This window comes from Oscillospiraceae bacterium (assembly GCA_031265355.1).
Lineage (GTDB): Bacteria > Bacillota > Clostridia > Oscillospirales > UBA929 > JAIRTA01.
This window is the reverse complement of record JAISCT010000033.1, coordinates 21,695-46,294: the sequence shown is the minus strand read 5'-3', so window position 1 is coordinate 46,294 and position 24,600 is coordinate 21,695. Positions and strand designations below refer to the sequence as shown.

At 62.2% G+C, this 24,600-nt stretch carries 17 protein-coding genes; 10 read left to right on the top strand and 7 right to left on the bottom strand.

Annotated features, from left to right (window positions below; genetic code table 11):
* Positions 1 to 88: 88 nt before the first annotated feature.
* The 7 genes from LBK75_04845 (at position 89) to LBK75_04815 (ending at position 13,637) form a co-directional block, all read left to right on the top strand.
* Positions 89 to 2,014: a glycoside hydrolase family 13 protein gene (locus tag LBK75_04845; GenBank protein MDR1157620.1), complete on the top strand. Its 1,926-nt coding sequence runs from the start codon at positions 89 to 91 to the stop codon at positions 2,012 to 2,014.
* A 74-nt stretch (positions 2,015 to 2,088) separates the two neighbouring features.
* Complete coding sequence (locus LBK75_04840; GenBank protein MDR1157619.1) at positions 2,089 to 2,949, top strand: ParB/RepB/Spo0J family partition protein; 861 nt, start codon at positions 2,089 to 2,091, stop codon at positions 2,947 to 2,949.
* A 41-nt stretch (positions 2,950 to 2,990) separates the two neighbouring features.
* Positions 2,991 to 3,632 (top strand): hypothetical protein, encoded by a 642-nt coding sequence (locus LBK75_04835; protein MDR1157618.1) that lies wholly within the window; start codon positions 2,991 to 2,993, stop codon positions 3,630 to 3,632.
* A 97-nt stretch (positions 3,633 to 3,729) separates the two neighbouring features.
* Positions 3,730 to 4,083, top strand: coding sequence for an Asp23/Gls24 family envelope stress response protein (locus tag LBK75_04830; GenBank protein ID MDR1157617.1), 354 nt, complete (start codon positions 3,730 to 3,732; stop codon positions 4,081 to 4,083).
* A 27-nt stretch (positions 4,084 to 4,110) separates the two neighbouring features.
* Positions 4,111 to 5,772, top strand: a complete 1,662-nt coding sequence (locus LBK75_04825; protein MDR1157616.1) for a DAK2 domain-containing protein — start codon at positions 4,111 to 4,113, stop codon at positions 5,770 to 5,772.
* Between the two features lie 397 nt (positions 5,773 to 6,169).
* Positions 6,170 to 10,222, top strand: coding sequence for an S-layer homology domain-containing protein (locus tag LBK75_04820; GenBank protein MDR1157615.1), 4,053 nt, complete (start codon positions 6,170 to 6,172; stop codon positions 10,220 to 10,222).
* A 250-nt stretch (positions 10,223 to 10,472) separates the two neighbouring features.
* The gene (locus tag LBK75_04815) at positions 10,473 to 13,637 is read left to right on the top strand and encodes an S-layer homology domain-containing protein (protein MDR1157614.1); all 3,165 of its coding nucleotides are present in this window, start codon (positions 10,473 to 10,475) and stop codon (positions 13,635 to 13,637) included.
* A 79-nt stretch (positions 13,638 to 13,716) separates the two neighbouring features.
* On the opposite strand, the gene trpA is transcribed toward LBK75_04815, so the two are convergent.
* The 7 genes from trpA to LBK75_04780 are packed head-to-tail and all read right to left on the bottom strand — an operon-like array spanning position 13,717 to position 20,195.
* The gene (gene trpA, locus LBK75_04810) at positions 13,717 to 14,499 is read right to left on the bottom strand and encodes a tryptophan synthase subunit alpha (protein ID MDR1157613.1); all 783 of its coding nucleotides are present in this window, start codon (positions 14,497 to 14,499) and stop codon (positions 13,717 to 13,719) included.
* Positions 14,492 to 15,676 carry a tryptophan synthase subunit beta gene (gene trpB / locus LBK75_04805; GenBank protein ID MDR1157612.1) on the bottom strand — a complete coding sequence of 395 codons (1,185 nt, stop codon included), beginning with the start codon at positions 15,674 to 15,676 and terminating at the stop codon, positions 14,492 to 14,494. Before trpB ends, trpA begins: the two co-directional genes overlap by 8 nt.
* Positions 15,677 to 15,704: 28 nt before the next feature.
* The gene (locus LBK75_04800; GenBank protein MDR1157611.1) at positions 15,705 to 16,301 is read right to left on the bottom strand and encodes a phosphoribosylanthranilate isomerase; all 597 of its coding nucleotides are present in this window, start codon (positions 16,299 to 16,301) and stop codon (positions 15,705 to 15,707) included.
* Positions 16,302 to 16,322: 21 nt separating this feature from the next.
* Positions 16,323 to 17,114 carry an indole-3-glycerol phosphate synthase TrpC gene (gene trpC, locus LBK75_04795; protein MDR1157610.1) on the bottom strand — a complete coding sequence of 264 codons (792 nt, stop codon included), beginning with the start codon at positions 17,112 to 17,114 and terminating at the stop codon, positions 16,323 to 16,325.
* Positions 17,111 to 18,154, bottom strand: coding sequence for an anthranilate phosphoribosyltransferase (gene trpD / locus LBK75_04790; protein ID MDR1157609.1), 1,044 nt, complete (start codon positions 18,152 to 18,154; stop codon positions 17,111 to 17,113). Before trpD ends, trpC begins: the two co-directional genes overlap by 4 nt.
* The gene (locus tag LBK75_04785) at positions 18,151 to 18,729 is read right to left on the bottom strand and encodes an aminodeoxychorismate/anthranilate synthase component II (protein MDR1157608.1); all 579 of its coding nucleotides are present in this window, start codon (positions 18,727 to 18,729) and stop codon (positions 18,151 to 18,153) included. Before LBK75_04785 ends, trpD begins: the two co-directional genes overlap by 4 nt.
* Positions 18,726 to 20,195: an anthranilate synthase component I family protein gene (locus LBK75_04780; protein ID MDR1157607.1), complete on the bottom strand. Its 1,470-nt coding sequence runs from the start codon at positions 20,193 to 20,195 to the stop codon at positions 18,726 to 18,728. Before LBK75_04780 ends, LBK75_04785 begins: the two co-directional genes overlap by 4 nt.
* 531 nt (positions 20,196 to 20,726) lie before the next feature.
* On the opposite strand from LBK75_04780, the gene LBK75_04775 reads away from it, so the two are divergent.
* The 3 genes from LBK75_04775 to LBK75_04765 are packed head-to-tail and all read left to right on the top strand — an operon-like array spanning position 20,727 to position 24,509.
* On the top strand, positions 20,727 to 22,250 hold the full coding sequence (locus tag LBK75_04775; protein ID MDR1157606.1) for a spore germination protein: 1,524 nt from the start codon (positions 20,727 to 20,729) through the stop codon (positions 22,248 to 22,250).
* Positions 22,247 to 23,368 carry a hypothetical protein gene (locus LBK75_04770; GenBank protein ID MDR1157605.1) on the top strand — a complete coding sequence of 374 codons (1,122 nt, stop codon included), beginning with the start codon at positions 22,247 to 22,249 and terminating at the stop codon, positions 23,366 to 23,368. The genes LBK75_04775 and LBK75_04770 overlap by 4 nt, the downstream gene beginning before the upstream one ends.
* A 58-nt stretch (positions 23,369 to 23,426) precedes the next feature.
* Positions 23,427 to 24,509: a GerAB/ArcD/ProY family transporter gene (locus tag LBK75_04765; GenBank protein ID MDR1157604.1), complete on the top strand. Its 1,083-nt coding sequence runs from the start codon at positions 23,427 to 23,429 to the stop codon at positions 24,507 to 24,509.
* Positions 24,510 to 24,600 lie beyond the last annotated feature (91 nt).

Sequence of the window (24,600 nt, the reverse complement as noted above, 5' to 3'; positions counted from 1 at the left end):
TTCCCCGCCTTGTGCACTCTGAACGCGTCATGTGTCAAAAATTTACAATATTTCCCTTGCAAAACAAAGGGGGGTTCGCGTGTCTCTCATGTCTTTCTACGACGCCCGCGACAGTGCTTACAAAAACCCCTTCGGCGCGGTGACCGCCGGGACGGACGTCTCCTTCTCCATCCGTGTGCCCCGCGCACAGGCCGTCTCCCACGCCTTTCTGTGCGCCTCTTTTGAGTTCGACCAGGAAAAAACGGAGACCCGGATGGACTGGTGTGGGCTGGACAGGGATGAAGACGTCTACCGCGCCGTGCTGCCGACCGGAGGGCGGCTGGGCCCCGTGTGGTACCACTTTCGCGTGGAGCGCTTCGATCGGCCTGACCTCTACATCGGTGTAAACATCGAGGCAATGGACGGCAAGGGTATATCCTCAGAGGAGATTTTGCCTCCATTTCAACTCACTGTATATGACGAGGCGCTCTCCGTACCCGACTGGTACGGGCGCGGGGTCACCTATCACATTTTCCCCGACCGCTTCCGCCGCGTCGCCGTCCCCGACCCGGTCGGCCTTGTGGGCCGGCGCACGGTGCATGAGGACTGGGACGACGTGCCAGATTTCCAGCCGGACGAACACGGAGAGATTCACAACCGGGACTTCTTCGGCGGCTCGCTGGCGGGCGTACAGGAAAAATTGCCCTACCTCGCCTCTCTCGGCGTCACGACACTGTACTTCAGCCCTATTTTCGAGGCCGCCTCGAACCACCGCTACGACGCGGCCGATTATAAGCGCGTCGACCCCATGTTTGGGTCTGAGGAGGCGTTTTCGGCACTGTGCCGCGCGGCACGGGCACTGGGCATGCGCGTGATGCTCGACGGCGTATTCAATCACACGGGTTTTGACTCCCGTTACTTCAACGGGCGCGGGACCTACGACGAGACCGGCGCCTACCAGTCGAAGGATTCCCTCTACTACAGCTGGTACGACTTCCAGGAGTGGCCGCACCGTTACGCCTCCTGGTGGGGCATCTACACGCTGCCGCAGGTAAACGAGTCGGACCCCGGTTATCTCAAGTACATCATTGACGACGAAGACAGCGTAATCCGCCGCTGGCTGCGGGCGGGCGCCTCGGCCTGGCGGCTGGACGTGGCCGACGAACTGCCCGACGACTTTCTGGTCCGTCTGCGCGCCGCGGTGCGGGCGGAGGCGCCGGACGCCGTCATCATCGGTGAGGTCTGGGAGGACGCCTCCCAGAAGATTGCCTACGGCGTGCGCCGCCGCTACCTGCTGGGGCACGAACTGGACGGCGTAATGAACTATCCCTTCCGCAACGCGCTGCTGGGGTACCTGCTCGGCGGGGACGCGGCGCATTTTCGGTACGAGATGGAGACGCTGCGCGAGAATTATCCGGCGCCGGTCTTTTACAGCCTGATGAACATTGTCGGCACGCACGATACCCCCCGCGCGCTGACGGTCCTCGGTGTGGACGAGCGTCTGTATGGCCAGCCGCGCGAAGAGCGCGCCGCGTATGCGCTGCCGCCCGAGGCGCACGCACGCGCACGCGCGCGTCTCAAACTGGCATCTCTCATCCAGTACGCCTTTCCGGGTTCCCCCTGCGTCTACTACGGAGATGAGGCCGGGATGGAGGGGTTCGAGGACCCCTTCAACCGCCGGGGGTTCCCCTGGGGGCGGGAGGATGCATCCCTCACCGCATGGTACACGGCGCTCGGCGCGTACCGGCGCCGCTACGAGGCGCTGCAGTGCGGGGTACTCTCTTACCTGCGGGCCGAAGGGCCGCTGCTGGCTTTCGCGCGCACCGCGGCGGGGATGTATCTGGCGGCGGTGACAAACCGGGCCGAGGAGGCCTGCGCCTGCGCTCTGCCCTGGCCAAAAGCCGCCGCCCGCGATCTGCTGAGCGGCGAGATCTTTGCGGCGCGGGATGGCGTCGTCTCGCCGGCTATGGGCCCCCTGCAAGGGCGTCTGCTGCTGGCCGAACCATCCGAGAGGCGGGCCCGCGCGGCCCCGTGACACCCCACCGCGGGCGGCGCCGCGCCGCCCCTGCACGGCGGGTCCGCAGGACCCCGTGACACCCGAAGGGAGATATGGCCGTGGCTTCAAAAAATGCGGGACTGGGCCGGGGGCTGGGCGCGCTGCTTGGCAGCGACGCGCTGCGCGCCGGGGAGGGCGGCAGCGTGACGCTGCGCATGGCCGAGGTGGAGCCAAACACGGCGCAGCCGCGCCGGCGCTTTGACGAGACGGGCCTCCAGGATTTGGCCGAGAGCATCCGCACGCACGGCGTACTGCAGCCGTTGCTCGTGCGGCGTCTGCCTACCGGCTACTACCAGATCATCGCGGGCGAGCGCCGCTGGCGAGCGGCCCGGCTGGCGGGCCTCGCGGAGATCCCTGCGCTGATCGTGGACGCCGACGACCGTAAAGCCGCCGAGATCGCGTTGATCGAAAATCTCCAGCGCGAAGATCTAAATCCCATTGAAGAGGCCGAGGGACTGCGCGCCCTGGTGGAGGAATACGGGCTGACGCAGGAGGAGGCCGCCGAACGGGTGGGTCGCTCCCGCCCGGCGCTGGCCAACAGCCTTCGGCTGCTGTCTCTGCCCGAGGCCGTGCGCGCGCACCTCATCGAAGGGCGTCTCTCGGCCGGACACGCCCGCGCACTGCTGCCGCTCCCCGGCGCGGTGCTGATCGAGAGGACCGCGGCGCGCGTCGTCTCCGACGGGCTGTCGGTGCGCCAGACCGAGGCGCTCTGCCGGCGGCTCCAGACGGAACCCGCGGTATCGCCCGCCCCCCGCGAACCAAACTACCTCGCGGAGCATGAGCGCCGTCTCTCCGAAGGGTTGGGTCGCCGCGTCTCCATCGCCGCGGGGCCGAAGAGGGGCCGGCTCACGATCGAATTTTACGGCCCGGAGGACTTGGACGCGCTAATGGAACAACTGATCCGATCCGAATGAGACGACGGCCGGCAGCGGCCGGCCGGTGAAGGTGTGATGGCATGAAACCGGATTCGAAGATTGTGAAGCTCCCGTGTCCGCCGACCCCGGAGGGCGGTCTCGAATCGGAGACACCGGCCCGGACGCCCGGGAACGCGCGTTTTTTGTTCAAATATGTGATAGTCCTGATGGGCGCCGCGCTGTTCTTCGTATTTTTGTCCTATCTCTCCCATATGCAGCGGCAGAGTGAGCTGGGTTGGGCCGAGGTGGAGCGGCAGGCGGAGTTTTCCGTGTCGGCGCTTGAGAGTATGGAAAAACTGCGAGAAAAAAACGAGACCCTCGCCGCGCAGACTGCGCGGGACGCCGCGCGGATCGACGCGTTGGAGGACGAGGCCGCGGCGTTGCGCCGTGCGCAGGCGGACCTGACGGCCGCCGCCGAGGCGCAGACAGCGCGGCAGGCGGAGGAGCGCTCTGCCGCCGAAGCGGCCGCCGCGGAGGCGGAGAACCGGACGCGGGCGCTCGATCTGCTGTGGCGGTTAGAGCGGCTTGTCGCGGCGCGGCGACACACGCAGGCCCGAGAGACGCTGGCGGCCATGACGGAGGCGGGCCTCGACGCATACCTCTCCGACCGGCCCGACGCGTTGTTTTCCGACGGGCTGTCGGCCCGGGAGGAACTCGCCCGCTTGGCGGAGAGCCTGGACTGAGACGGCGAAGCAACCCGCCGGCCAGCGGCGGGCGAGGCCTTTGATACCTGAACCATAACCAGTCATGCCGAATCACAAGGAAAGGGCGGCTTTTGCGATGAAGATACAAACGGACCTGGGTGTCATCGATATCAGCGCCGACGTGTTCACCACCATCAGCGGCTGGGCGGCCAACAACTGCTTTGGCGTCAAGGGTATGGCCACCCGCTCGGTATCGGACGGTTTTGTCTATCTGCTGCGGCGGGACAGCCTGTCCAAGGGCGTCAAAGTGAGCGCCGCCTGCGACGACACCGTGAACATCGAGCTGCACATCGCCGTGGACCACGGCGTCAACATTCCCGCCGTCAGCCGGTCGATCATCTCCGAGGTGCGCTATGTGGTGGAGAAACTGACCGGTGTGCGGGTGGCCCACGTGGACGTCTGCGTGGATTCTATAATCGCCGATGCGTAATCTTTTCCCCTTCGGGAGGTGTCTGCTTTGATCGAGCGCATTGACGGCGCCCTGTTTACCAAAGCGATCCTGTCCGCCGCCGCGGCCATCGAGGCCGAGCGGCAGCAGATCAACGAACTGAATGTCTTTCCGGTGCCGGACGGGGACACCGGCACCAACATGTCGCTTTCCCTCGGCGCGGCGGCGGCGGAGCTCTCTCAGCACACCCATTCGGAGGCCGGGCGGGCGGTCGAGGCCGCCTCACAGGCCTTGCTGCGCGGCGCACGGGGCAACTCGGGCGTCATTTTGTCCCTGTTGTTCCGCGGGTTTGCCAAGGCGGTCAAGGACCGCGCCTCGCTCGACGGCACCGATCTGGCGGACGGTCTCTCCACCGGCGTCGACGTGGCGTACCGCGCCGTTATGAAGCCGGCGGAGGGCACCATTCTCACCGTGTCCCGTGTTTCGGCGGCCCGCGCGGCGAAGGCCGCGGAGGAGAACCCCGCCGCCGAGTTTGTCCTGACGCAGGCGCTGGCCGCCGCCGAGGCGGCGCTGCCGGAGACCGTACATCAGAATCCCGTGTTGGAGAAAGCGGGCGTTGTGGACGCCGGCGGCCGGGGGTACTGCGTGATCCTCTCCGGCATGCTGGCCGCCCTGCGGGGCGAACCGTTTGTCGCCGTGCCCGCCGTGGAGGGGCAGTCTCTGCGCACGCGGGCGGATTTTTCGGAGTACATGGCCGAGGACATCAAATTTGACTACTGCACGGAATTCATTGTCACCCGAAAAAAGAAACGTGACGTCGTGCGCCTGCGGGCCTTTCTGGAAGCGATCGGCGACAGCCTGGTCGTCGTGGACGACGAGCAGGTCATCAAGGTACATGTCCACACGAACCACCCTGGCCGCGCGCTGGAGGAGGCGCTGACATACGGACCGCTCTCGTCGATCAAGATCGAGAACATGCGCATCCAGCACACGGAGCAGGTGATCCGGCAGGGCGCCGCGCCGCCGGAGGCGGCGGCACAGCCGGCCGCGGCGCGCGTCGTCGCGCCGCCCACGCGTCGGTACGGCTTTGTGACCGTCTGCGCGGGCGACGGGCTCACGCGGGTGCTACGGGACCTGGGCGCCGACCAGGTGATCGAGGGCGGTCAAACGATGAATCCGAGCACGGAGGCCATTTTGCAGGCCGTCGACGCGACGCCGGCCGAGATGGTCTTCATTTTGCCCAACAACAAGAACATCATCCTGGCGGCCGAGCAATGTCTGCCGCTGTCTGAAAAAGAACTCATCGTCATCCCGACCACGTCTATCCCCCAGGGCGTCGCGGCGCTGCTGGCCGTGGACACCCGCGCCGGGGTCTCCGAGAACCGCGAGGCGATGCTCGCGGCCCTCTCCGGGGTAAAAAGCGGTTCTGTCACCTACGCGGCGCGCGACTCATCCTTTGACGGCCGCCGGATCGCCTCCGGCGACCACATGGCGCTTGTCGACGGCGCGCTGCTCTACCACCACCACGACCGCGCGCAAGTCGTCACGCACCTGGCCCGCGCCTTTGGAGACGAAATGCCCTCTTTTGTCACGATTTTCTCCGGTGAGGGCGTGGACGAGGAGGAGGCGGCCCAGACGCGAACCGTCTTCGAAGAGAACTGTCCGGGCGCCGAGATCCAACTCATCGAAGGCGGCCAGCCGGTGTACTATTATCTCGTCTCGTGCGAATGAGACGCATTTTCTGGGATCCTGGATTTTCATAGATCTTCGGGGTCAAAAATACAAGGTCTACGCAAAGAGCATCATACCGCAGAAGCGGGTCAAGAACGTCAATGAGATTTACAAGCTTCTTGCAATCGACTGCCCAACAACGATTGACTCAACAAGTTCGGCGTAGTGTTAATTCTCTCGGGAACTATAGGTAACGAGGCTTTATCACATGGCTCGCTTACTCCTCGCCCTACGCTTAAACCTCACGTCACCGCCTCGGCTCCAAGGGACTGGATAATGGTGGTTGGTTAAATCCTTTCCATGCCGCTCTTGCGGCTGTATATCAAGCGCCGAACAGGCGCGAGAGTGTTTCCTTTTATCCGCCGTTGGGGAGTACGTACGAAAAGGGGAAAGAAGTATGAAACTTTTGAAAACCGTGCTATCACTGATCTTGGCCGTTGTTTCCCTATTGGGTCTGTTCCCGGCCAGTTTTGCCGCCGGCGCTTTTACAGACGCTACAGAACATTGGGCCGGCGCCGAAATCAGCAGATGGTCTGATCGCGGGATCATTCTGGGCTCGGGTGGTCTTTTCCGTCCCAATGATCTCATTACACGGGCGGAATTAGCCGCTATCCTCAATCGCGTTATGAGCTATCAGCAGATCGCGGACAACACATTTACCGATCTGCCAGAGAAATGGTACACCAAAGATATTCTGGCACTCAACGCCGCCGGCGTGATGCAAGGCGCAAACGGTAACGTCCGCCCGGAGGACAACATCACCCGTGAGGAAGCGTCTGTGATGTTCGGCCGGGCTTTCAGGGTCGATGAAGGCACAAGCGCGTCCACCCGTTTTTTCGATGCTGGAACCATTTCGTCATGGGCGCAGCCTCTTGTGTTCGGCATGGAGGCAAAAGGATATGTTTCCGGTTCCTCAGGACAGTTCCGACCTCGGGACCATATCTCCCGCGCCGAAGTTGTTAAAATACTGGACAACCTGATCGACGTATACATAACGGAAGCGGGAGAGAATACTGGTGATGTCGAAGGGAATGTGCTGATCAATACCATCGGGGTCACGCTGAAAAATATGAACATTGCCAGCGACCTGTACCTATCCGACGGCATCGCCGAGGGCGACGTAAATCTTGACAGCGTTACCGTAAAAGGAAAGACTGTGGTATACGGCGGTGGCATGGATTCTATCAACATAGGCGGAAAATCCAGTTTTACCGCAATGGAAATCTGCAAACCGAGCGAACCGGTACACATCCGTGTGACCGGGGACGCCGTGACGTTTTTCCTGGACTTGGGCAAGATTGACGGATTGACCGTGACCGAAGGCAAGGACGGTGAGCTTGACGTCGTCGTCAGCGGGAATATGATTTTGCGTCCAAATACTGAGGAAACACCCGAATCAATGCCACCTGTCGCATCGCCCCCCGGCGGCAGCGGATCAGGTGGCAGCGGATCAGGTGGCGGCGGATCGGGTGACGGCGGAAGCCCAAGTTACCGGAGCCATAACGTACAAAACATATCTGTGCCGTTCGGTATGCAACCCGGTGATATTGGTCTGCCCTCGGCTGTTATATTGACTGCTAATACCGGCGCGACCAGTACGGCGAGCGTGGCATGGGATTTCAGCAGCTACAATCCCGTCGTAGCCGGTGCTTATATCATCACCGGCACTCTATCCAACGCGTCCATATCATGGGTCCCCATCAGTATCAGCGTTACCGTCACGGTATTGGAGGCGGTCGGCAGCGGTGATAATCCCAAACAAAAGTTGACTTCTCCGCAGAATATCGTGATCAGCTTTGCCTACGGATGGCCTGATGTACGTTGGGATAAAGTCGCCAATGCGAAGGGATACCAGTTGACGCTTACGGATTCCGAGGGAACAAATGTATCCGTTGACGTTGATGACCCTGATGCGGCAAGCCATTCATTTAAGTCAGTTACCGCCTATAAAGATGTCTCTTACACTGTATCTGTTGTTGCGCTTTCCGGCGAATCGCCACTATATACCGACTCGGAAGCTGCAACAGCTTCAAAGGATTGTTATGGCAGGTTGCTTGTGATATATCCCGCTCCCAGATCAAACATCGAGATAACCGCAGATGGCCTTATTTCCGCTTCCTGGTCAGCCGCAAAAAATGACCAAGCCGTTTATTGGGTTGAAATCACAGGGCCTGAATATCAATTGGGAGACGAGCTTCTTTATTCTGTCCTCACTTCAGATTTATCCATACTCTGTCCGATAAAAGCCGATGTGTATGGAGAATATACTGTCTCAGTGGCTTTGTTTGCGGGAGACAACGGAGGCATAAACTCTTTTCCGTTTACGGATTCGTTTTTCTGGTGGGATAGAGCGAAGTTTGAAATTAATTATTATCTAGGCGATGTTACAGGGGACCCACTATATACTCATTCCGGAACTGCCTATATCGGGGCAAGTTGGGACCCGCCGGGTCATTCGCTTGGACAGCTTAAAGCCATGGGGTATGTTACACAGCAACAGCTCGGCGAATACGACAACACAGGCATACAAAAGAACAAAACAGGTAATTATATTCTCCCGGACGGATTAGACGACCAAGTCAACAACAGGGTTGACATTGTTTTCCCCTTCCTTATCAATTTTGAGAACACCCTTACTGCGGCGAAGATCGCGCTGAACTTTGAAACCATTCGGGGCACGAATACCTACGAACAGGGCATTTTAACAAACCTTACATCGCTACCCACAAGCCTTCCGGCCTATCCGGGTGTTTCGATCGCCTGGGCTTCCAGCCAATCAGCCATCGTCTCCGCAACTGGCGTTGTGACACGCCCGGCCGACACCGCGGCTGACGCGGAGGTGACGCTCACCGCCACGCTCACGTACAGTGGCGCGACTGAGACGAAGACCTTCGATCTCATCGTCCGCAAGCAGGGCATCGCAGAAATCTCGTTGAATGGCGTGGATCCGCGTTTTGCCCCCGGATATCCCAAGGTCATCTTCGACGAAGAAAACTTCGCCACGCTGAAGATCAAGCTGAACCCCGGCGTGGCGTCGGCGGAACATCCTGTGGTCGCGTACTTTGTGATGGATAATCAAGGCATACAAGGATATGACATTCTTGACAAAGACTCTATTTTGTATGGACATGTAAACAGTACGGATGGGCACATCTATCAGGCAAGCATTGTCGATGAACTTTTCATTGAGACTGACACCGAATACTCATTCCATTCCTATGATGAATTTTTGCGCGATGGTTACGTCACAAATACTGGTATTGTATTACTTGCAGATGACAACCTCAACGATTCAAATGCCCGTGCTACCGTCTTTTCAGCAGCTACAGATGACAATGATTTCTTTCACTTTGGCTCTGAAGCCATACTCAACATTTCGGGCGAAAAAATCTACCTATATTTTGATACAAAGTTGGATAACACAATCGACGATTTGCCCCTGGCCTCTGATTTCAAGATAACTGGCGTGTCTGATGTCACTGTCACTGATCTGGACATTGGTCATAATCCGGAGATGGGGACAAATGATCGACATGCCTCATGGCTCATTCTCACACTCAGCCGTTCTATCACAATTGATGCCCCGTACAACGTCCAACTGACCTATACGGACAGCTACGACGATCCAGGGCATGCTATACCAGAGCATGCCCTCCACGCAAATGGGACTTATCTGATTGCCTTCACTCGTTGGCCTATCTCGGGTACTCAGAGCGTTTCTGCCTATATCAATCCGGAATTTGGAAGACTCTCTCTCGTATTTAGGCCCGCCCTACAAATGTCTTTAGAGAATCCTCAAGCATTTCTGAACCATATTATCTCTTCATTGCGCTATAAAAATACACCTATACTTGCTGAATGTGTCGCACCTGAGTATCTTGTGGCTCCCAGTCAGCGCGCCGTTGACCATTGCGATCTGCTTTTTGCTTTTGACCCGATCTTGGGCGATGACTTGACAAGCGATGATTTTACTCTTACACTCGCTTCCGACCTTATTAGTGTCACCTTCGATCCTTTTTTGTCTTTGCAACCCAGTATCTCTGTTCTGTCATTTGAAAATATAGAGGACAGTAGTGCATCTTATATAGATAGTTTTGCAGGTTCCATCTTAGTAAGACTCCCGTCCGATGTGAATCTGCAAGGATATCTAGGCAATGCAACCATCCCTGCCTGCAATTTCATCTTGAAAGTTGATGGTGAGCGTGTTCTGTTGCGCGGGTATACGCATGCGCTCGTTCCTAACGCGTTCATATTGCCTCTACTCAGTGAGCGACTTACGGAACGCCTCTTTCATGCGAATTCCGTAACACTCGAATACAACCCTACCGTAAGCGGCCATGATGACCCCGATAGCATGCTCGTCGACTGCTCTTGGGTCTATGTCCCCAATTTCGGACCGATCCCCGTCGACATACCTGACATAGACCATGCTTTGTCGCCCGAGGGTTAACCCACCGTTCCGACTGATAAATTGGGCAGGGAGAGCATCCATCTCCCTGCCCGCTTTTAATTCAATATAAAAATACAGAAAATGGATTTTCGTATACGTAAGGCGTCTCATGTGGAGCGGTCATTTGTGGATTGACAAATGACCGCAAAGCCTATAAGATGTACGTAATCAATGACGCAGACAGCCCCACGACTGTTGCCTGCCATTGTTCGCAGGCACATATGGAGAAAGAAGAAGGAGTGGAACCTCTATGAAACGCATGATTACACGCAAACTTCTCTCGCTGGCGTTGGCCTTTGTGCTGCTGACCTCCCTCGCGCTGCCGGCGGCGCTGGCCGCGGAGAGCGACATCGGCGGCCACTGGGCCGAGAGTACGCTCACAGAGTGGATCTCCTTGGGCCTGCTGGGCGGGTATAACGACGGCACCTACCGCCCCAACAGCTCCATCACCCGCGCGGAATTCGCGAAACTGGTGAACGGCCTGAAAAATTACACGGACGCCTCGGGCGACGTCTCCGCCTACACTGACGTACTGGCCGTGGCCTGGTACGCCCGCGACATCGCCATCGCCGTCACGGCGGGTTACCTCAACGGCACCGGCGCGGACGCCATGTCCCCGGACCGTCCGCTGACACGCGAGCAGGCCATCACGATCGTCAGCCGTATCCAAAATTTGGATTCTTCGGACACCGCCATCCTGTCCCAGGCCAGCGACAGCGGAACCATCGCCGACTGGGCGCGGACGCCGGTGGCCGCCGCCATCCGCGCGGGGTTTGTGACCGGCCACAACGGCCGTGTCAACCCGAAGTCCTCCATCACCCGCGCGGAGACCATTGTCCTGCTGGACCGCATCCGCACCGGCTCGCGCGTCTACGGCTTTGCGGGCACCTACGGCCCGGAGGAGGGCACGGAAACCGTTGACGGCGACCTGACCATCGCCGTGCCCGGCGTAAGTCTGCAGAACCTCTCCGTGGCCAAAGACCTGACCGTCGCCGCGGGCGTCGGCGAGGGCGCCGCCAGCCTCAGCCATGTCACGGTGGGCGGCCGCCTCTACGTCGAGGGCGGGCAGAACTCTCTCACCCTGACGGACGTTCACGCGGACGGGGATCTGGTCGTCCGCAAGTCCGAGGGGGAGAACAAGGTCCGCATTGTCGTGTCGGGCACCAGCGACTTGGGCACCGTGCAATTACAGTCCGGCGCCACCCTCGTGACGCAGAATCTCGCCGCCGGCGCGACGCTCAGCGCCGAGATCGCGGCGGACGCCCCCGCCGGCTCCGCCTTCGCGTTTGACGGCACGTTTGAGAGCATCGTGAACAACGGCAAGGACGCACCCATCGCGGTCACCGGCACGGTGGGCAAGCTCACCCTGAACGCGCCCGCCCAGGTAACTGGAACCGGCCGCATCACCACGGCGGAGGTCAAAGCCGGGGCCGGTCAGGGTACAAAGTTTGAAACCGCGCCCACCACGCTCATCGGCGACGGGAAAGCCGACGTGACCCTCCCCACACCCCCAGCCAGCAGCAGTACCGGCGGTGGTGGCGGTGGCGGTGGCGGTGGCGGCGGCGGTGGCGGCGGTGGCGACAATACACTCGCCATGGCAAAGGCCGCGCTGACTTTCAACACCATCCGGGGCGTGAACGTACACGAACAAGGTATTTTGACGGGCCTCACTCTGCCCCCAAGCCTTGCAGCTTATCCAAGTGTTCCCATCGTTTGGACTTCCACCCGGTCAGACGTCATTTCCGCCGACGGTATTGTGACACGCCCACTCGATACCGAAGCCGACGCGGAGGTAACTCTCACCGCCACACTCACGTATAGTGGCGCGACTGAGACGAAGACCTTCGATCTCATCGTCCGCAAGCAGGGCATCGCGGACATCTCGCTGAACGGTGTGGATCCGCGTTTCGCCCCCGGATATCCCAAGGTCGTTTTTGACGATGTAAATAGCGCCACGCTGAAGGTCAAGCTAAATCCCGGTGTGGCATCGGCCACACATCCCGTGATCGCGTACTTTGTCATGGATGAGTGGGGCACAAAAGAGTATGATGTGCTGGACAAGGAGTCCATTTTGTATGGACATGTAAATACTCCAAGTGGATTCATCTATTGGACAAGTATTGTCTATGAATTTATCGTTGAGGCTGACACCGAATATTCATTCCCTTCCTATGAAAACTTTTTGCTTGATGGCTACGTCACAAATGCTGGCATTGTCTTACTTGCAGATGACAAGATTGACGACCCGAATGCTCGCGCGACCGTGTTTTCGGCAACTACGGATGGTGCCAACGATATCGATTTTGACTACGATGCCGCGCGGTCTCTCACAGACAATGGCGCTACTTTCAACTCTGCGGGTGACAAAATCTACGCATATCTCAGCAAAAAGGCAGGCAACACTGCCGCCGATCTGCCTTCAGTTTCTGATTTTGAGATAACTACAGATGAAGGTGTACTCAATGTAAGCATCGCAGCTTTAGAGATCGGCCACAATCCGGAACTGGGTGAGAATGAGCAACATGCTTCATGGCTTATTCTCACGCTTGATTCCCCTATTGACATTGACGACCAAAGCGACATCTATGTGACTTATGAGAGCAGTGGCGAGAATCCACTTTATGATACGCATGGAGTTCCAGCTTCTTCCATCACTTGGTCTAATATCGCACCGGGTGCCCAGACCGTTTCCGTCTACATCAGTCCATTCGATGGGAAAGTTTCTTTCGAATTCACACCTGGCCTCCAATTCCCTGTAGAGAATCCCCTAGAGTTTCTGAATCATTTAATCCCTTCACTGAATTACAGGAGTACATCCATCGAGCTTTCCGAATGCATCGGAAATCAATGGTTTGTCGAGCACACCGAGCTGCTTTTTGAGTTTGAGCCGATCGCGTACACTGATTTGACAAGCGATGATTTTACCGCTGCAATCGCTTCTGATGTTTTCAATCTTACCAGTATGGCTCTCGAACCTTTTTCAACCTCAGATGTCAATATTTCCATCCTGGCATACGAAAGTTTGGATTGGGAAAACATCTTTGCAGTCGCTCTAACTGAACTGGGTAACGAACTGGATGGTTCAATCGTAGTGATGCTTCCGGACAGGGTAAATCTACATGGATATTTCGGCAACCCATACGTTTCCGCATGCAGTTTCATACTGACCATTGACGGCGACCGTTTTCTGCTGCATGGACATAGTTACTCATTTAACGACCACCCCAATTGGATCTTGCTGCTGGCAAGCAGTTCCCGGCTTGCCGAACGCCTCTCCAGTGCCTCTTCGGTGACACTAGAGTACAACCCAGCCACAAGCGGCCACTATATAGGGGATGATCGTCGCGTTAGCCTCATTGATCGCACCAACATCCTCGTCCCCAATTTTGGACCGATTCACGTCAGCGTAGACTGACACAGCGTCACCCCAACTGTAAAAACCGGGCAGGGAGAACATCGATCTCCCTGCCCGGTTTTTACAGTTTTTACCAATTTTATTCTGCGCTCAGCACGGCCGATTTCATTTCTCGTACGTATTCGTAGATATACGGCCCGGCGGCGGGGCCGTGGGTTTCTATAAGGGCGACGATGGCGCTGCCGACGATGACGCCGTCCGCTAGGCGGGCGATGGCGGCCGCTTGGGCTGGGGTGTGGACGCCGAACCCCACCGCGGCCGGGATGTCCGTCGCCGCCCGGACAAGGGTGAGCAGGCCGGCCAGGTCCGTCTCGATCTCACGGCGCACTCCGGTGACGCCCATTGAGGAGACGACGTATACAAACCCGGCCGCGTGTGCGGCGACGTGCCGCACACGGTCCTCGGAGGTCGGCGCGATGAGGGTGATGATGTCGACCCCGTGCGCCTGGGCCGGGCCGCGCACTTCGCCCTGTTCCTCAAACGGCAGATCCGGCAGAATGAGCCCGTCTACGCCGGTCTCCCGGCAGCGCCTAAGAAAAGCGTCGTACCCGTAGCGAAAGAGCGGATTCACATAGCTGAGGAGGACGAGCGGCACCGTGACGCCCCGCCGTCGGACGTCCGTCACCAGCGCGAAGAGCTTGTCGGGCGTTGTCCCGGCGGCGAGCGCGCGGAGATTCGCCTTTTGGATCACCGGCCCCTCGGCAATCGGATCGGAAAACGGCACACCGATCTCTACAACGTCCGCGCCCGCGCGCGCCATCTCCGCAATGAATTCCGCGCTCGCCTCAAGCGACGGGTCCCCGCCCGTGACAAAACCGATGAACGCTTTGCCGTTCTGGAACGCCAGCGACAGCCTACTCATGAACCTGCACCCCCCGATACCGCGCAATCGCGGCCACATCTTTGTCCCCGCGCCCGGAGAGACAGACAATGACGCTCTGCTCCTTCGGGAGCGTCGGCGCCAGCACCCGCGCGTGCGCGACGGCGTGCGCGCTCTCGATGGCACAGATGATGCCCTCCGTCCTCGCGAGATATTCAAACGCGGACACCGCCTGCTCGTCATCGATCGGCACGTACTGCGCGCGCCCCACGTCGTTTAAATGCGCGTGTTCGGGGCCGATGCCCGGGTAATCGAGCCCCGCGGAGATCGAATAGACCGGGGCTATCTGGCCGTGTTCGTCCTGACAAAAGTATGACTTCATGCCGTGGAACACACCCACCGCGCCTCGTGCGACGGTGGCCGCGTGGGCTCCCGTCTCAAGCCCGCGCCCCGCCGCCTCGCAGCCGATGAGCCGAACCGGCGCGTCCGGCAAAAAGGCGTGAAAGATCCCCATCGCATTGCTGCCGCCGCCGACGCAGGCGACGACAGCGGCCGGCAGCCGGCCCTCAAGCGCCAGTACCTGCCGGCGCGCCTCCCGGCCGATGACGCTCTGAAAATCCCGCACCATCGTGGGAAACGGATGCGGCCCCATCACCGACCCCAACACATAGTGGGTGTCGTATACGCGGCTTGCCCACGCGCGCATCGCTTCGTTCACCGCATCCTTCAGCGTCATCGTGCCGGTGGTCACGGCGCGCACCTTCGCGCCGAGCAGCTCCATCCGGTAGACATTGAGCGCCTGACGGTCCATGTCTTCCCGGCCCATGAAGATCTCACAGCCGAGCCCCAGCAGCGCCGCGGCCGTCGCGGTCGCGACGCCGTGCTGGCCCGCGCCGGTCTCGGCAATGACCCGGGTCTTCCCCATCCACTGCGCCAGCAGCGCCTGGCCCAGCACGTTGTTGATCTTATGGGACCCCGTGTGATTTAGGTCCTCGCGTTTGAGATACACCTTCGCGCCGCCGAGGTCGCGCGTCATCTTCTCCGCGCAGTACAGAAGCGACGGCCGCCCCGCGTATTCCGCCAGCAGTCGCTCCAGCCGGCCCGTGAACACCCCGTCCGCCCGGCAGCGCTCGTACGCCTCCTCCAGCCGTATGACCTCGTTCATCAAAATCTCCGGAATGTACCGGCCCCCGAACTCTCCAAACCGTCCTACCGTCATCCCCAAACACCTCCTACTTGATTCAGATTCAACTCTCCGCTCTCAATGTTTTCACCAACGCCCGCATCTTTTGCAGGTCCTTGACACCGCCGGTCTCGGCGCCGCTGCTGACGTCGACGCCGTAGGGGCGAAGCGCGAGGGCCCCGGCGAGGTTGTGGAGCCCGATACCGCCGGCCAGAAAGTACGGCGCGCGCGGCGCCTCCAACCGGCGCCAGTCAAACGGACGGCCGGACCCGGCGCCGCTGTCGAACAGCAGGAAGTCCGCCGCGCCGAGGGCGGCCGTGCACGGCCCGCCGCCGTCTCCGACGCGCACGGCCCGGATAATGGGGACGCGGCAGCGTGCCTTGAGGGCGGCAACATCGCCGTTTGTCTCGCGTCCGTGGACCTGCACGGCCTCGATGACGCCGCCGCGGCACAGCGCGGCGATCTCCTCCGCCGCCGCGTCCACAAACACGCCGACGGGAATGATCCCGGGTCGCAGGCGGGCGCGCAGCGCGGCCGCCCGCGCCGCCGACACCCGGCGGCGGCTCTCGGCGAACACAAACCCGATGTAATCCGGCCCGGCCTCATTCGCGTACTCGATGTCCTGCTCGCGCCACAGCCCGCAGATCTTGATCTTCGGCACAGGTTCAGCCCCCCTGTCGGTTCACAGCAGCGCCCGGAGTTCGGCGAGACGCGCGCCCTTGTCCGGGGCGCGCATCAGCGTCTCTCCCACCAGCACCGCGTCGGCGCCGACGTCCGCGAGCGCGCGGACGTCCTCCGCCGTGCGAACCCCGCTCTCCGCGACAAAGAGCACCCCCGTCGGTACCCGTCCGCGCAGCCGCGCGGCGGTCGCAAAGTCCACCTCGAAGGTCTTGAGGTCCCGGTTGTTTACGCCGACAACGCGCGCGCCCGCGCGCACGGCGCCGTCCACTTCCGCCTCGGTGCGCGCCTCCACCAGCGCGGAGAGCCCAAGGCCATGCGCACATGCGAGATACGCCCGCAGCAACGCCTCGTCCAGCAGCGCGGCGATGAGCAGCACGGCGGACGCGCCGAGCAGCCGGGCCTCGCAGATCTGGTAGTCATCCACGACAAAATCCTTGCGCAGCACGGGGCACGCGACATCGGCGGCGATCTCGCGCAGGTGGTGGTCCCGGCCGCCAAAACGGGTCGGCTCCGTCAGTACCGACAGCGCGGCCGCGCCCGCCCGTTCGTACTCTCGGGCAATCTCCCGGTAAGGGAAGACCTCGTCGATGACGCCCTTCGACGGCGAAGCCCGCTTCACCTCGCAGATGAACGACAACCCCGGCGCGGCCAGCGCCCGCTCGAACGGAAACCCCTTGGGGGGCGCCGGCGACGCCTGCGCCCGAGCCGCCAGCGCGCCGGGCGGGTCTGCCTCCTTGGCCCGGGCCACGCGCGCGCGCGCGTCGGCCGCGATTTTGTCCAAGATCGTACTCATCGGACCGCCGCCCTGTCCGCTTCCGCCGACGGCACGCCGTTTGACAGCGTGATGAAGCGCTCAAGCTGCGCCAGCGCCCGCCCGCTGTCGATCACCTCTTCGGCAAGGGCGACGGCCGCCCGAATCGACAGCGCGGGCCGCGCGAGGAAGAGGGCGGCCGCCGAATTCAGCACGACCGCGTTCCGCTTCGGCCCCCGCTCGCCCCTGAGAATCGCCCGCGTGATCTCCGCGTTGTCCGCCGGCGTCCCGCCGACGAGGTCCTCCTTGCGACACCGCGGCAGGCCAAAATCCTCGGACCGTATGACATACGACCGGAAGATGCCGCCGCGGACCTCGCAGACGCTGGTGGGCGCGCTGAGCGAGATCTCATCCAGCCCGTCCTGCCCGTGCACGACGAGCGCGTCCGTCACGCCGAGGTTCGAAAGCACCCGCGCCATCGGTTCCACGAGCTCCTCCTCATACACCCCGAGCAGCTCCCGGTTGGCGCCCGCGGGGTTTACAAGCGGCCCCAAAATGTTAAACAGCGTGCGGATGCCGAGCTCACGGCGGACCGGCGCCACATACTTCATCGCGATGTGATAGTTCTGCGCAAACAAGAAACACAGGCGGATGCGCCGCAGCAGCAGCAGACTCGTCTCCGGCGGCGCCGTGATGTCGACGCCCAGCGCCTCCAGCAGGTCAGCCGCACCGGAGCGGCTGGAGGCCGCGCGGTTGCCGTGTTTGGCCACAGGGACCCCCGCGGCGGACACGACGAGCGCCGAAGTCGTCGAGATGTTGAAGGAGTTCGAGTGGTCGCCCCCTGTCCCGACGATCTCCAGCACGTCCATGTCGTGCAGCAGACGGATGCAATGTTTGCGCATCCCCGCCGCCGAGGCGGTGATCTCCTCAATCGTCTCTCCTTTGAGCGCCATCGCGGTCAAAAACGCCGCCATTTGAATGCCGCTCGCCCGGCCCCCCATGATTTCATCCATCACGGCTTCCGCCATCTCGTAGGGAAGATTCTCCCGGGCCGCCGCCTTGCGAATTGCCTCCTGGATCACACGGATCGTCTCCTCTCGATAAAATTGGCCAAAATGGCCCGCCCCTCGGGCGTCAGAATGGACTCCGGATGAAACTGCAGGCCGTACACCTCGCAGTTTGGGCGCCACACCGCCATCACCTCTCCGTCGTCGGCGTACGCGGCGGTACGCAGCGCCGCCGGCAGCGTCTCTGACCGCGCGGCCAGCGAGTGGTACCGCCCCCCCTCGATGACGGGAGGCAATCCGCAAAACAGCGGGCAGTCCTCCGCCAGCGTGATGCGAGAGGCCTTGCCGTGCATCAGCGTCTTCGCGTAAGAGACGACAGCCCCAAAGGCCACGCAGATCGCCTGATGCCCCAGGCACACCCCCAAAATCGGAATCTGCCCGGCCAGGCTGCGGACCGTCTCCACGCACACACCGGCGTCCTCCGGACGGCCCGGCCCCGGCGAGAGCACGATCCGCGCCGGGTGCAGCGCCCCGATCTCCCCGGCTGTCAGCGCGTCGTTGCGCACCACCCGGACGTCGGGGTCCAGTGCGCCGATCATTTGGTATAAATTGTAAGAAAAGCTATCGTAATTGTCGATGAGCAGCGTCACGCCTCATACCCCCCTTCCGCGAGCGACAGCGCGTTTATCACCGCCCGCATCTTCTTGTTGCACTCCTCAAATTCGTTCTCCGGCACGCTGTCCGCGACGATGCCCGCGCCGGAGCGGATGAAGACCTTCCCGTTTTTCTTGAACGCGATGCGGATGGCGATGCATGTGTCCATGTCGCCGGTGAAGCCGAGATAACCGATGGCGCCGCCGTACAGGCCCCGCTTGTTGCCCTCCAGTGCGCGGATGATCTCGCAGGCCCGGAGTTTCGGCGCGCCCGAGAGCGTGCCGGCCGGCAGCAGTGCTCCTATCGCGTCCAGCGCAGTCCTGTCCGCACGGAGCGTCCCCCGCACGGTGGAACCGATGTGCATCACATGGGAAAAGCGCTCGATCCCCAGATATTCCTCCACGTCGACAGAGCCAAATTCGCTGATCCGCCCGATGTCGTTGCGCCCCAAGTCAACCAGCATGTTGTGTTCCGCCAGTTCCTTTGGGTCGGCCAGCAGTTCCTGCTCCAGCGCGCGGTCCTCCGCCTCCGTCCGCCCCCGCGGCCGGGTGCCCGCCAGCGGAAAGGTATACACGTCCCGCTCCCGGAGTCTCACCAGCGTCTCCGGCGAGGCGCCCGCAATCTCGATATCGTCGCTGCTGAAGTAGAACATATAGGGGGACGGATTGATTGTGCGTAGCGCCCGATAGGTGTCAAACAGGCTGCCCGACACCTCCGCCTCCATCCGGTTCGACAGCACGACCTGAAAGATATCCCCCTCCCGGATGTGCGCCTTGGCCCGCTCCACCATCGCGCAGTAGCGGTCCCGGTCGAAGAGCGCGCGTAGCGGCGACAGCAGACGCAGCGGCGGCATCTCCGCCGCTTGCCCGTGTTCGATCAGCCACGACATGTACTCGATCTCGCTGACCGCCCGATTATAATTTTCTTCCAACGCATCGGTCTTCACCTGGATGATCAGCTGGAGCCGGCGCTTGAGGTGGTCGTAAGCGATCACTTTATCGAACAGCATGAGGTCCACGTCCTTGAAATTCTCCTGGTCCTCGGCGCCCTGCCGCAGCGAGGGCTCCGCGTACTTGAGGTAATCGTAGGAAAAATACCCGACGAGCCCGCCCGAAAACGGCGGCAGGTCCGGCAGACGCGGACACCGGTTCTCCTCGATCACCTGCTGGACGGCCGCGCCCGGATCCCGGGTCGAGAGGCGGATCTCGGAACCGTTTCGGATCCGCAGCGCCCCGTCTTGACAGGTGATCTCCAGTTTGGGGTCATACCCCAGAAAGGTATAGCGCCCTTTGGCCTGCGGGTCCTCCAGGCTCTCAAGGATGTAGCACTGCCGGCTCAGGTGTTTGAGAACCTGAAAGATCTCCACCGGCGTCCGCGTACACCCGTCCAGCGTCCGACAGACCGGAATCGACCGATATCCCTCGGCGAGAACCGCCGCCTGCGCTTTGTCCGGCGTATACATCAAACATCGCCCCTTTCTCCCGCCGTCTCTCCTGCGGACAGCGGTCTTTCGATTTTGCTCCGCCCGGCATCCGGGCCGGGCGCGGGACGAGCCGGCCGTTTCGGCACATAAAAAAGCCCGTCCCTGACAAAACTGTCAAGGACGGGCTGAAAAAACAACCCGCGGTGCCACCTTGCTTCGGGGGACAAGCCCCACACTCTGCGGAATACCAACATATTCCCGGCAACTCACGTATGCCCTCACGTCGCGGAATACTCAGCCGAAGCCTTTGACCGCGCCCTCCGTGGTCCATTTCGGGGCGGCGCGGCCGATGGCCCGCAAACTCCGCCCGCACAACCTGCGTCCTGCCGGATTCCACCCCCCCGGCTCTCTGTGAGTGCACAGTTGTTTTTATCTCCACTTCAACGGTTTCATAGCCATATTGAATTTTTTTCATTATACGGCATTCGTATCGGTTTGTCAAGCCCCATCCACCCTTGTTTTAAATTTACATTTTATGGTATTCATCTTTTTTGAAGGGAGGCCATGCGGATGTTTGCCCGGCTGAGACAGGCATTGCGGCCAAAGACGCCCTACCACCCGCGGCGTGTGCCGCACCTGACCGAACCGCCGACGCCGGCGGGGCTGACAAAGGCCTTCGGCGGCAGCTCGGACCTTCAACGGCGCGAGGTGCGTGTCGGCGGCGGGCGGGGATTTCTGGTCACCGTGCTGTCTTTGGATGGCCTCACAAACGGGCGTTGGATCTCCGAAGAGATCCTGCGTCCTCTCTCCACCCACCCCCGGCTCCGGCACTGCCGCCGCCGCGCCGAACTGATGGCGCTGCTTCAAAACGGCGGCGTCCCCAGCGCCGTCTGCCAGGTGCGGACGACGGCGGACGATGTGGCCGGCGACCTCGTGGCGGGGGCTTGCGCCGTGTTTGTCGACGGAGCCGACACCGTCGTCACATTCGAAGCCCGGGCGTTCCCCACCCGCGGCATCTCGGAACCCACGGGAGAGAACGTACTCAAGGGCGCGAAGGACGGCTTGGTCGAGAGCCTGCGCATCAACACGGCGCTGGTGCGCAGGCGCATCAAGACCCCGGATCTGCGGTGCCGCGAGAGCGTGGCCGGCCGGCAGACGCGCACGGCGCTGTCTCTCCTCTACCTGGAAGGGCTGACGAACCCCGCGCTGGTCCAGGCGCTGGCCCGGCGCGTCGACGCAATCGACGTGGACGGCGTCCTCACGGCCTGTGATGTGGAGGAATACATCGCCGACAACCGGTACACCCTGTTCCCGCAGGTGCTCTCCACCGAACGCGCGGACCGTCTGTGCAGCGGCCTGCTGGCTGGGCAAGTGGGCCTGCTCGTGGACGGTCTCCCGTTTGCCTACCTGCTGCCGATCACCTTCGCACAGTTGATGAAGGCGCCGGAGGACTACGCACACAATTACTTGGTCGCCTCCCTGATTACGGTGTTCCGCCACATCGCCTTCGTGCTGACGCTCACGCTGCCGGGTCTCTATCTGGCCGTCGTCACCTTCCATGTGGAGGTTCTGCCCCCGCAGCTCGCCGCCGCCATCATCGCCACCAAGCGCGCCGTTCCTTTCTCCTCGCTGATCGAGGTCATCACGATGCTGGTGATCTTCGAACTGCTGATCGAGGCCGGGCTGCGCCTGCCCAAGGCGGTGGGGCAGACGGTCTCCATCGTCGGCGGACTCGTCATCGGCGAGGCGGCCGTGGCGGCGGGCATCGCCTCGCCCGACGTCATCATCGTCATCGCGCTGACCGGCATCTGCGGTTTCGTCATGCCGAGTTACGACTTCTCGCTGGCCGTGCGGTGCTTCCGTTTTCTCTTCGTTCTGGGCGCCCGGGTCGCCGGGCTGCCGGGGCTGTCCGCCGTCGGACTTTTTTTGATCCACCACATGGCCGGTCTGTCCAGCTTTGGCGTACCCTACCTCACCTCCTTCGCCCTGGGCTGCCACCGGGACGCCATCGTGCGCATACTGCGCCCGCCGCTGTGGCTCGTCAAGGAGCGTTCCCACGCGCTGGACCCCCTCAACCGGCGCAACCAGCGATGAGCCGGCGAAGACGCGCCCCCGGGACGGCCGCGGGACCGCGGGGTCGTCTGGTCCGGGCGGCGGCCCTGTTGGCGGCGTTCATCACCGTCTTTACGGGCTGCGACGGCCGCACGGCGCTGCCCTACACGCGCCGCCTCTGCGACTATGAGCTTGTTCGCGTCGTAGGCATCGACAAAGGAGAGGCGGACGGACGCGTCACCGTGACCTTCAGCGGCCGGATCGGGGGCTCCGGCGAGGGGCCGTCCGTCCTGACATGGACGGCGGACACCCTCGCGCGGGCGATTCAGGAGGCGCAGGCGTACGAGACGCGCTATCTATTTCTGGGGCACACCGAGTATTATCTGTTCGGGGAGACGGCCGCGCGGGACGGTCTCGGCATCCACTTCGACTTTCTGACCCGCGCGCCGGACGCGCACTGCGGCGCCGCCCTCTATCTCGTGGAGGACGCCACCGCACACGCGCTGCTCACGGGCATCGGCGGCGCTGATTCGGCGGAAGCGCTGGCCTCGATGGAGGCGGACCGGTTCCTGTCGTCGCCCGCCGTGGCGCCGAGCCTCGGCGAGGCGGCCGGGCGACTGGCCGCGCACGCGCCGCTGCTGGCCCCTCTCCTGCGCGCCGCCCCTCTCCCGTCCGGCGGCGCCGGCCCGGTCTTCGCCGGCTATGCCGTCCTTCTCGACGGCCGACTCACGGCCAAGCTCAGCCCGGAGGACAGCTGGGTGGTGAACCTGCTAGCGTCCGGCCGCCGGACGCCAGACACCCTGGAGTTTCCCGCGCCCGGCGGCGGCACGGCGGCGCTGCGTCTGCGCGACCACACAGTCCGCCGGCGCCTGCACCGGCGCCCCGACGGCCAGATCACAGTCCTACGGCTGGAGGTAACCTTGGAAAGCGAGCGCTTCACGCCCCAGACGATGTCGGACACAGCGCGCCCGGCAGAGACGCAAGCGCTGCTGCGGGCCCAAAATGTCTGGGTCGCGCAGCGCCTGCGGGCGGCCTTCGCGCGGGCGCAGGCTTTGGGCGTGGACTATCTGACGGAACATGGGCAACGGGGGACGCGGGATTGGGACGCCGTATTTGCCGGACTGCCGGTGGAGATCTGTGTGACGACGGTCGTCAACTGAGACGGGCAAGGCGGACTATACGCGTTTGATTTGGTGTGGCGTGGAGGATGGGAATTTTTTGAAACCGGACATGATCACGGCGCGGCAGCTCACGGCCCTGAGTCTGTTTTCGCTGCTCCCCCAGGCCGGCGGTCTCTTTGCCGCTCTGACGGCCGAACGGGCTGGCGTCGCGGGCTGGCTGGCGCCGCTGCCGGCCGTGCTGCCCGCCTTGGGCGCGCTGTTTCTTCTGCAGGCTCTGTATCGCCGGCACCCCGACGCGCCGCTGGACCGGATCGTCCTCTCGGCGCTGGGTCCCGTGGCCGGGCGCGCTTTTCTGGGGCTTGCCGCGCTCTGGTGTCTGCTGCGCGGCGCGCTGGTGCTGCGGCTCCATGGCGCGCGCGGCGTCGAGCTCCTGTTTCCGCGCACCCACCCCGCCGGCCTCATGCTGCTTCTGCTGCTCGTCACCCTTCGGGCCGCCCGCGGCCGGCTGAGTGTACTCAGCCGCGCCGGCGTGCTCTGTCTGCTGCTGGTCTCGGTGGGGCTCCTGCTCCTGTGGCTCCCGGCGCTGCCCAGCGCGCGGCTCATGCCGTTCCTGCCTGCGGAACCGGCGGATGCAACGCGGCTTCTGCAGGGCGCATGGCCGCTCGCGGCGCTGTTTGGCTTTGCCGTCCTCACAAACTTCCTCTCCGGGCAGGTGGACGACCGCACCAATACAGGGCGGCGAAGCGTACCGCCGCTGCTCCTTTGTGCGGGCGCGACGGCTCTACTCCTTCTGTTCAGCTACCAAGTATTCGGCGCGGCACTGGCGGCCCGTATGCCGGAGCCTTTCCCGGCGGCGGCCGGGAGTCTGTCCGGCCCGGGCGGTACGGCGCGGCTCGCGCCGTTTGTTCTTTCTCTTTGGAGTCTGTGTGACTTTCTACACCTCGCGCTCACCTCTCTGACCGCCATGTCTCTCCTTGGCGCCGTCACAGGGCGTACCAATCTGAGGCCGCTGGCGATCCCACTCCATGTCCTTCTATTTTTGGGCGCGCTGGTCATCCCCCTCGGCAGCACGGACCTGCGGGCGCTGGCCACCGTTCTCCTGCCCTGGGGCGACGGTCTCCTCGCCTTCGGTCTCCCGCCGCTCCTCTATCTCGCCGACAGACTGCGAAGGAAACTGTGAGCTTTCGCAGTCTGCCGGCGCTTTCGGAGGCATTTCAACACTTGCATCCTCGAATCGAAACGCCAGAGGAGAGAGCAAGGCCCTCTCCTCT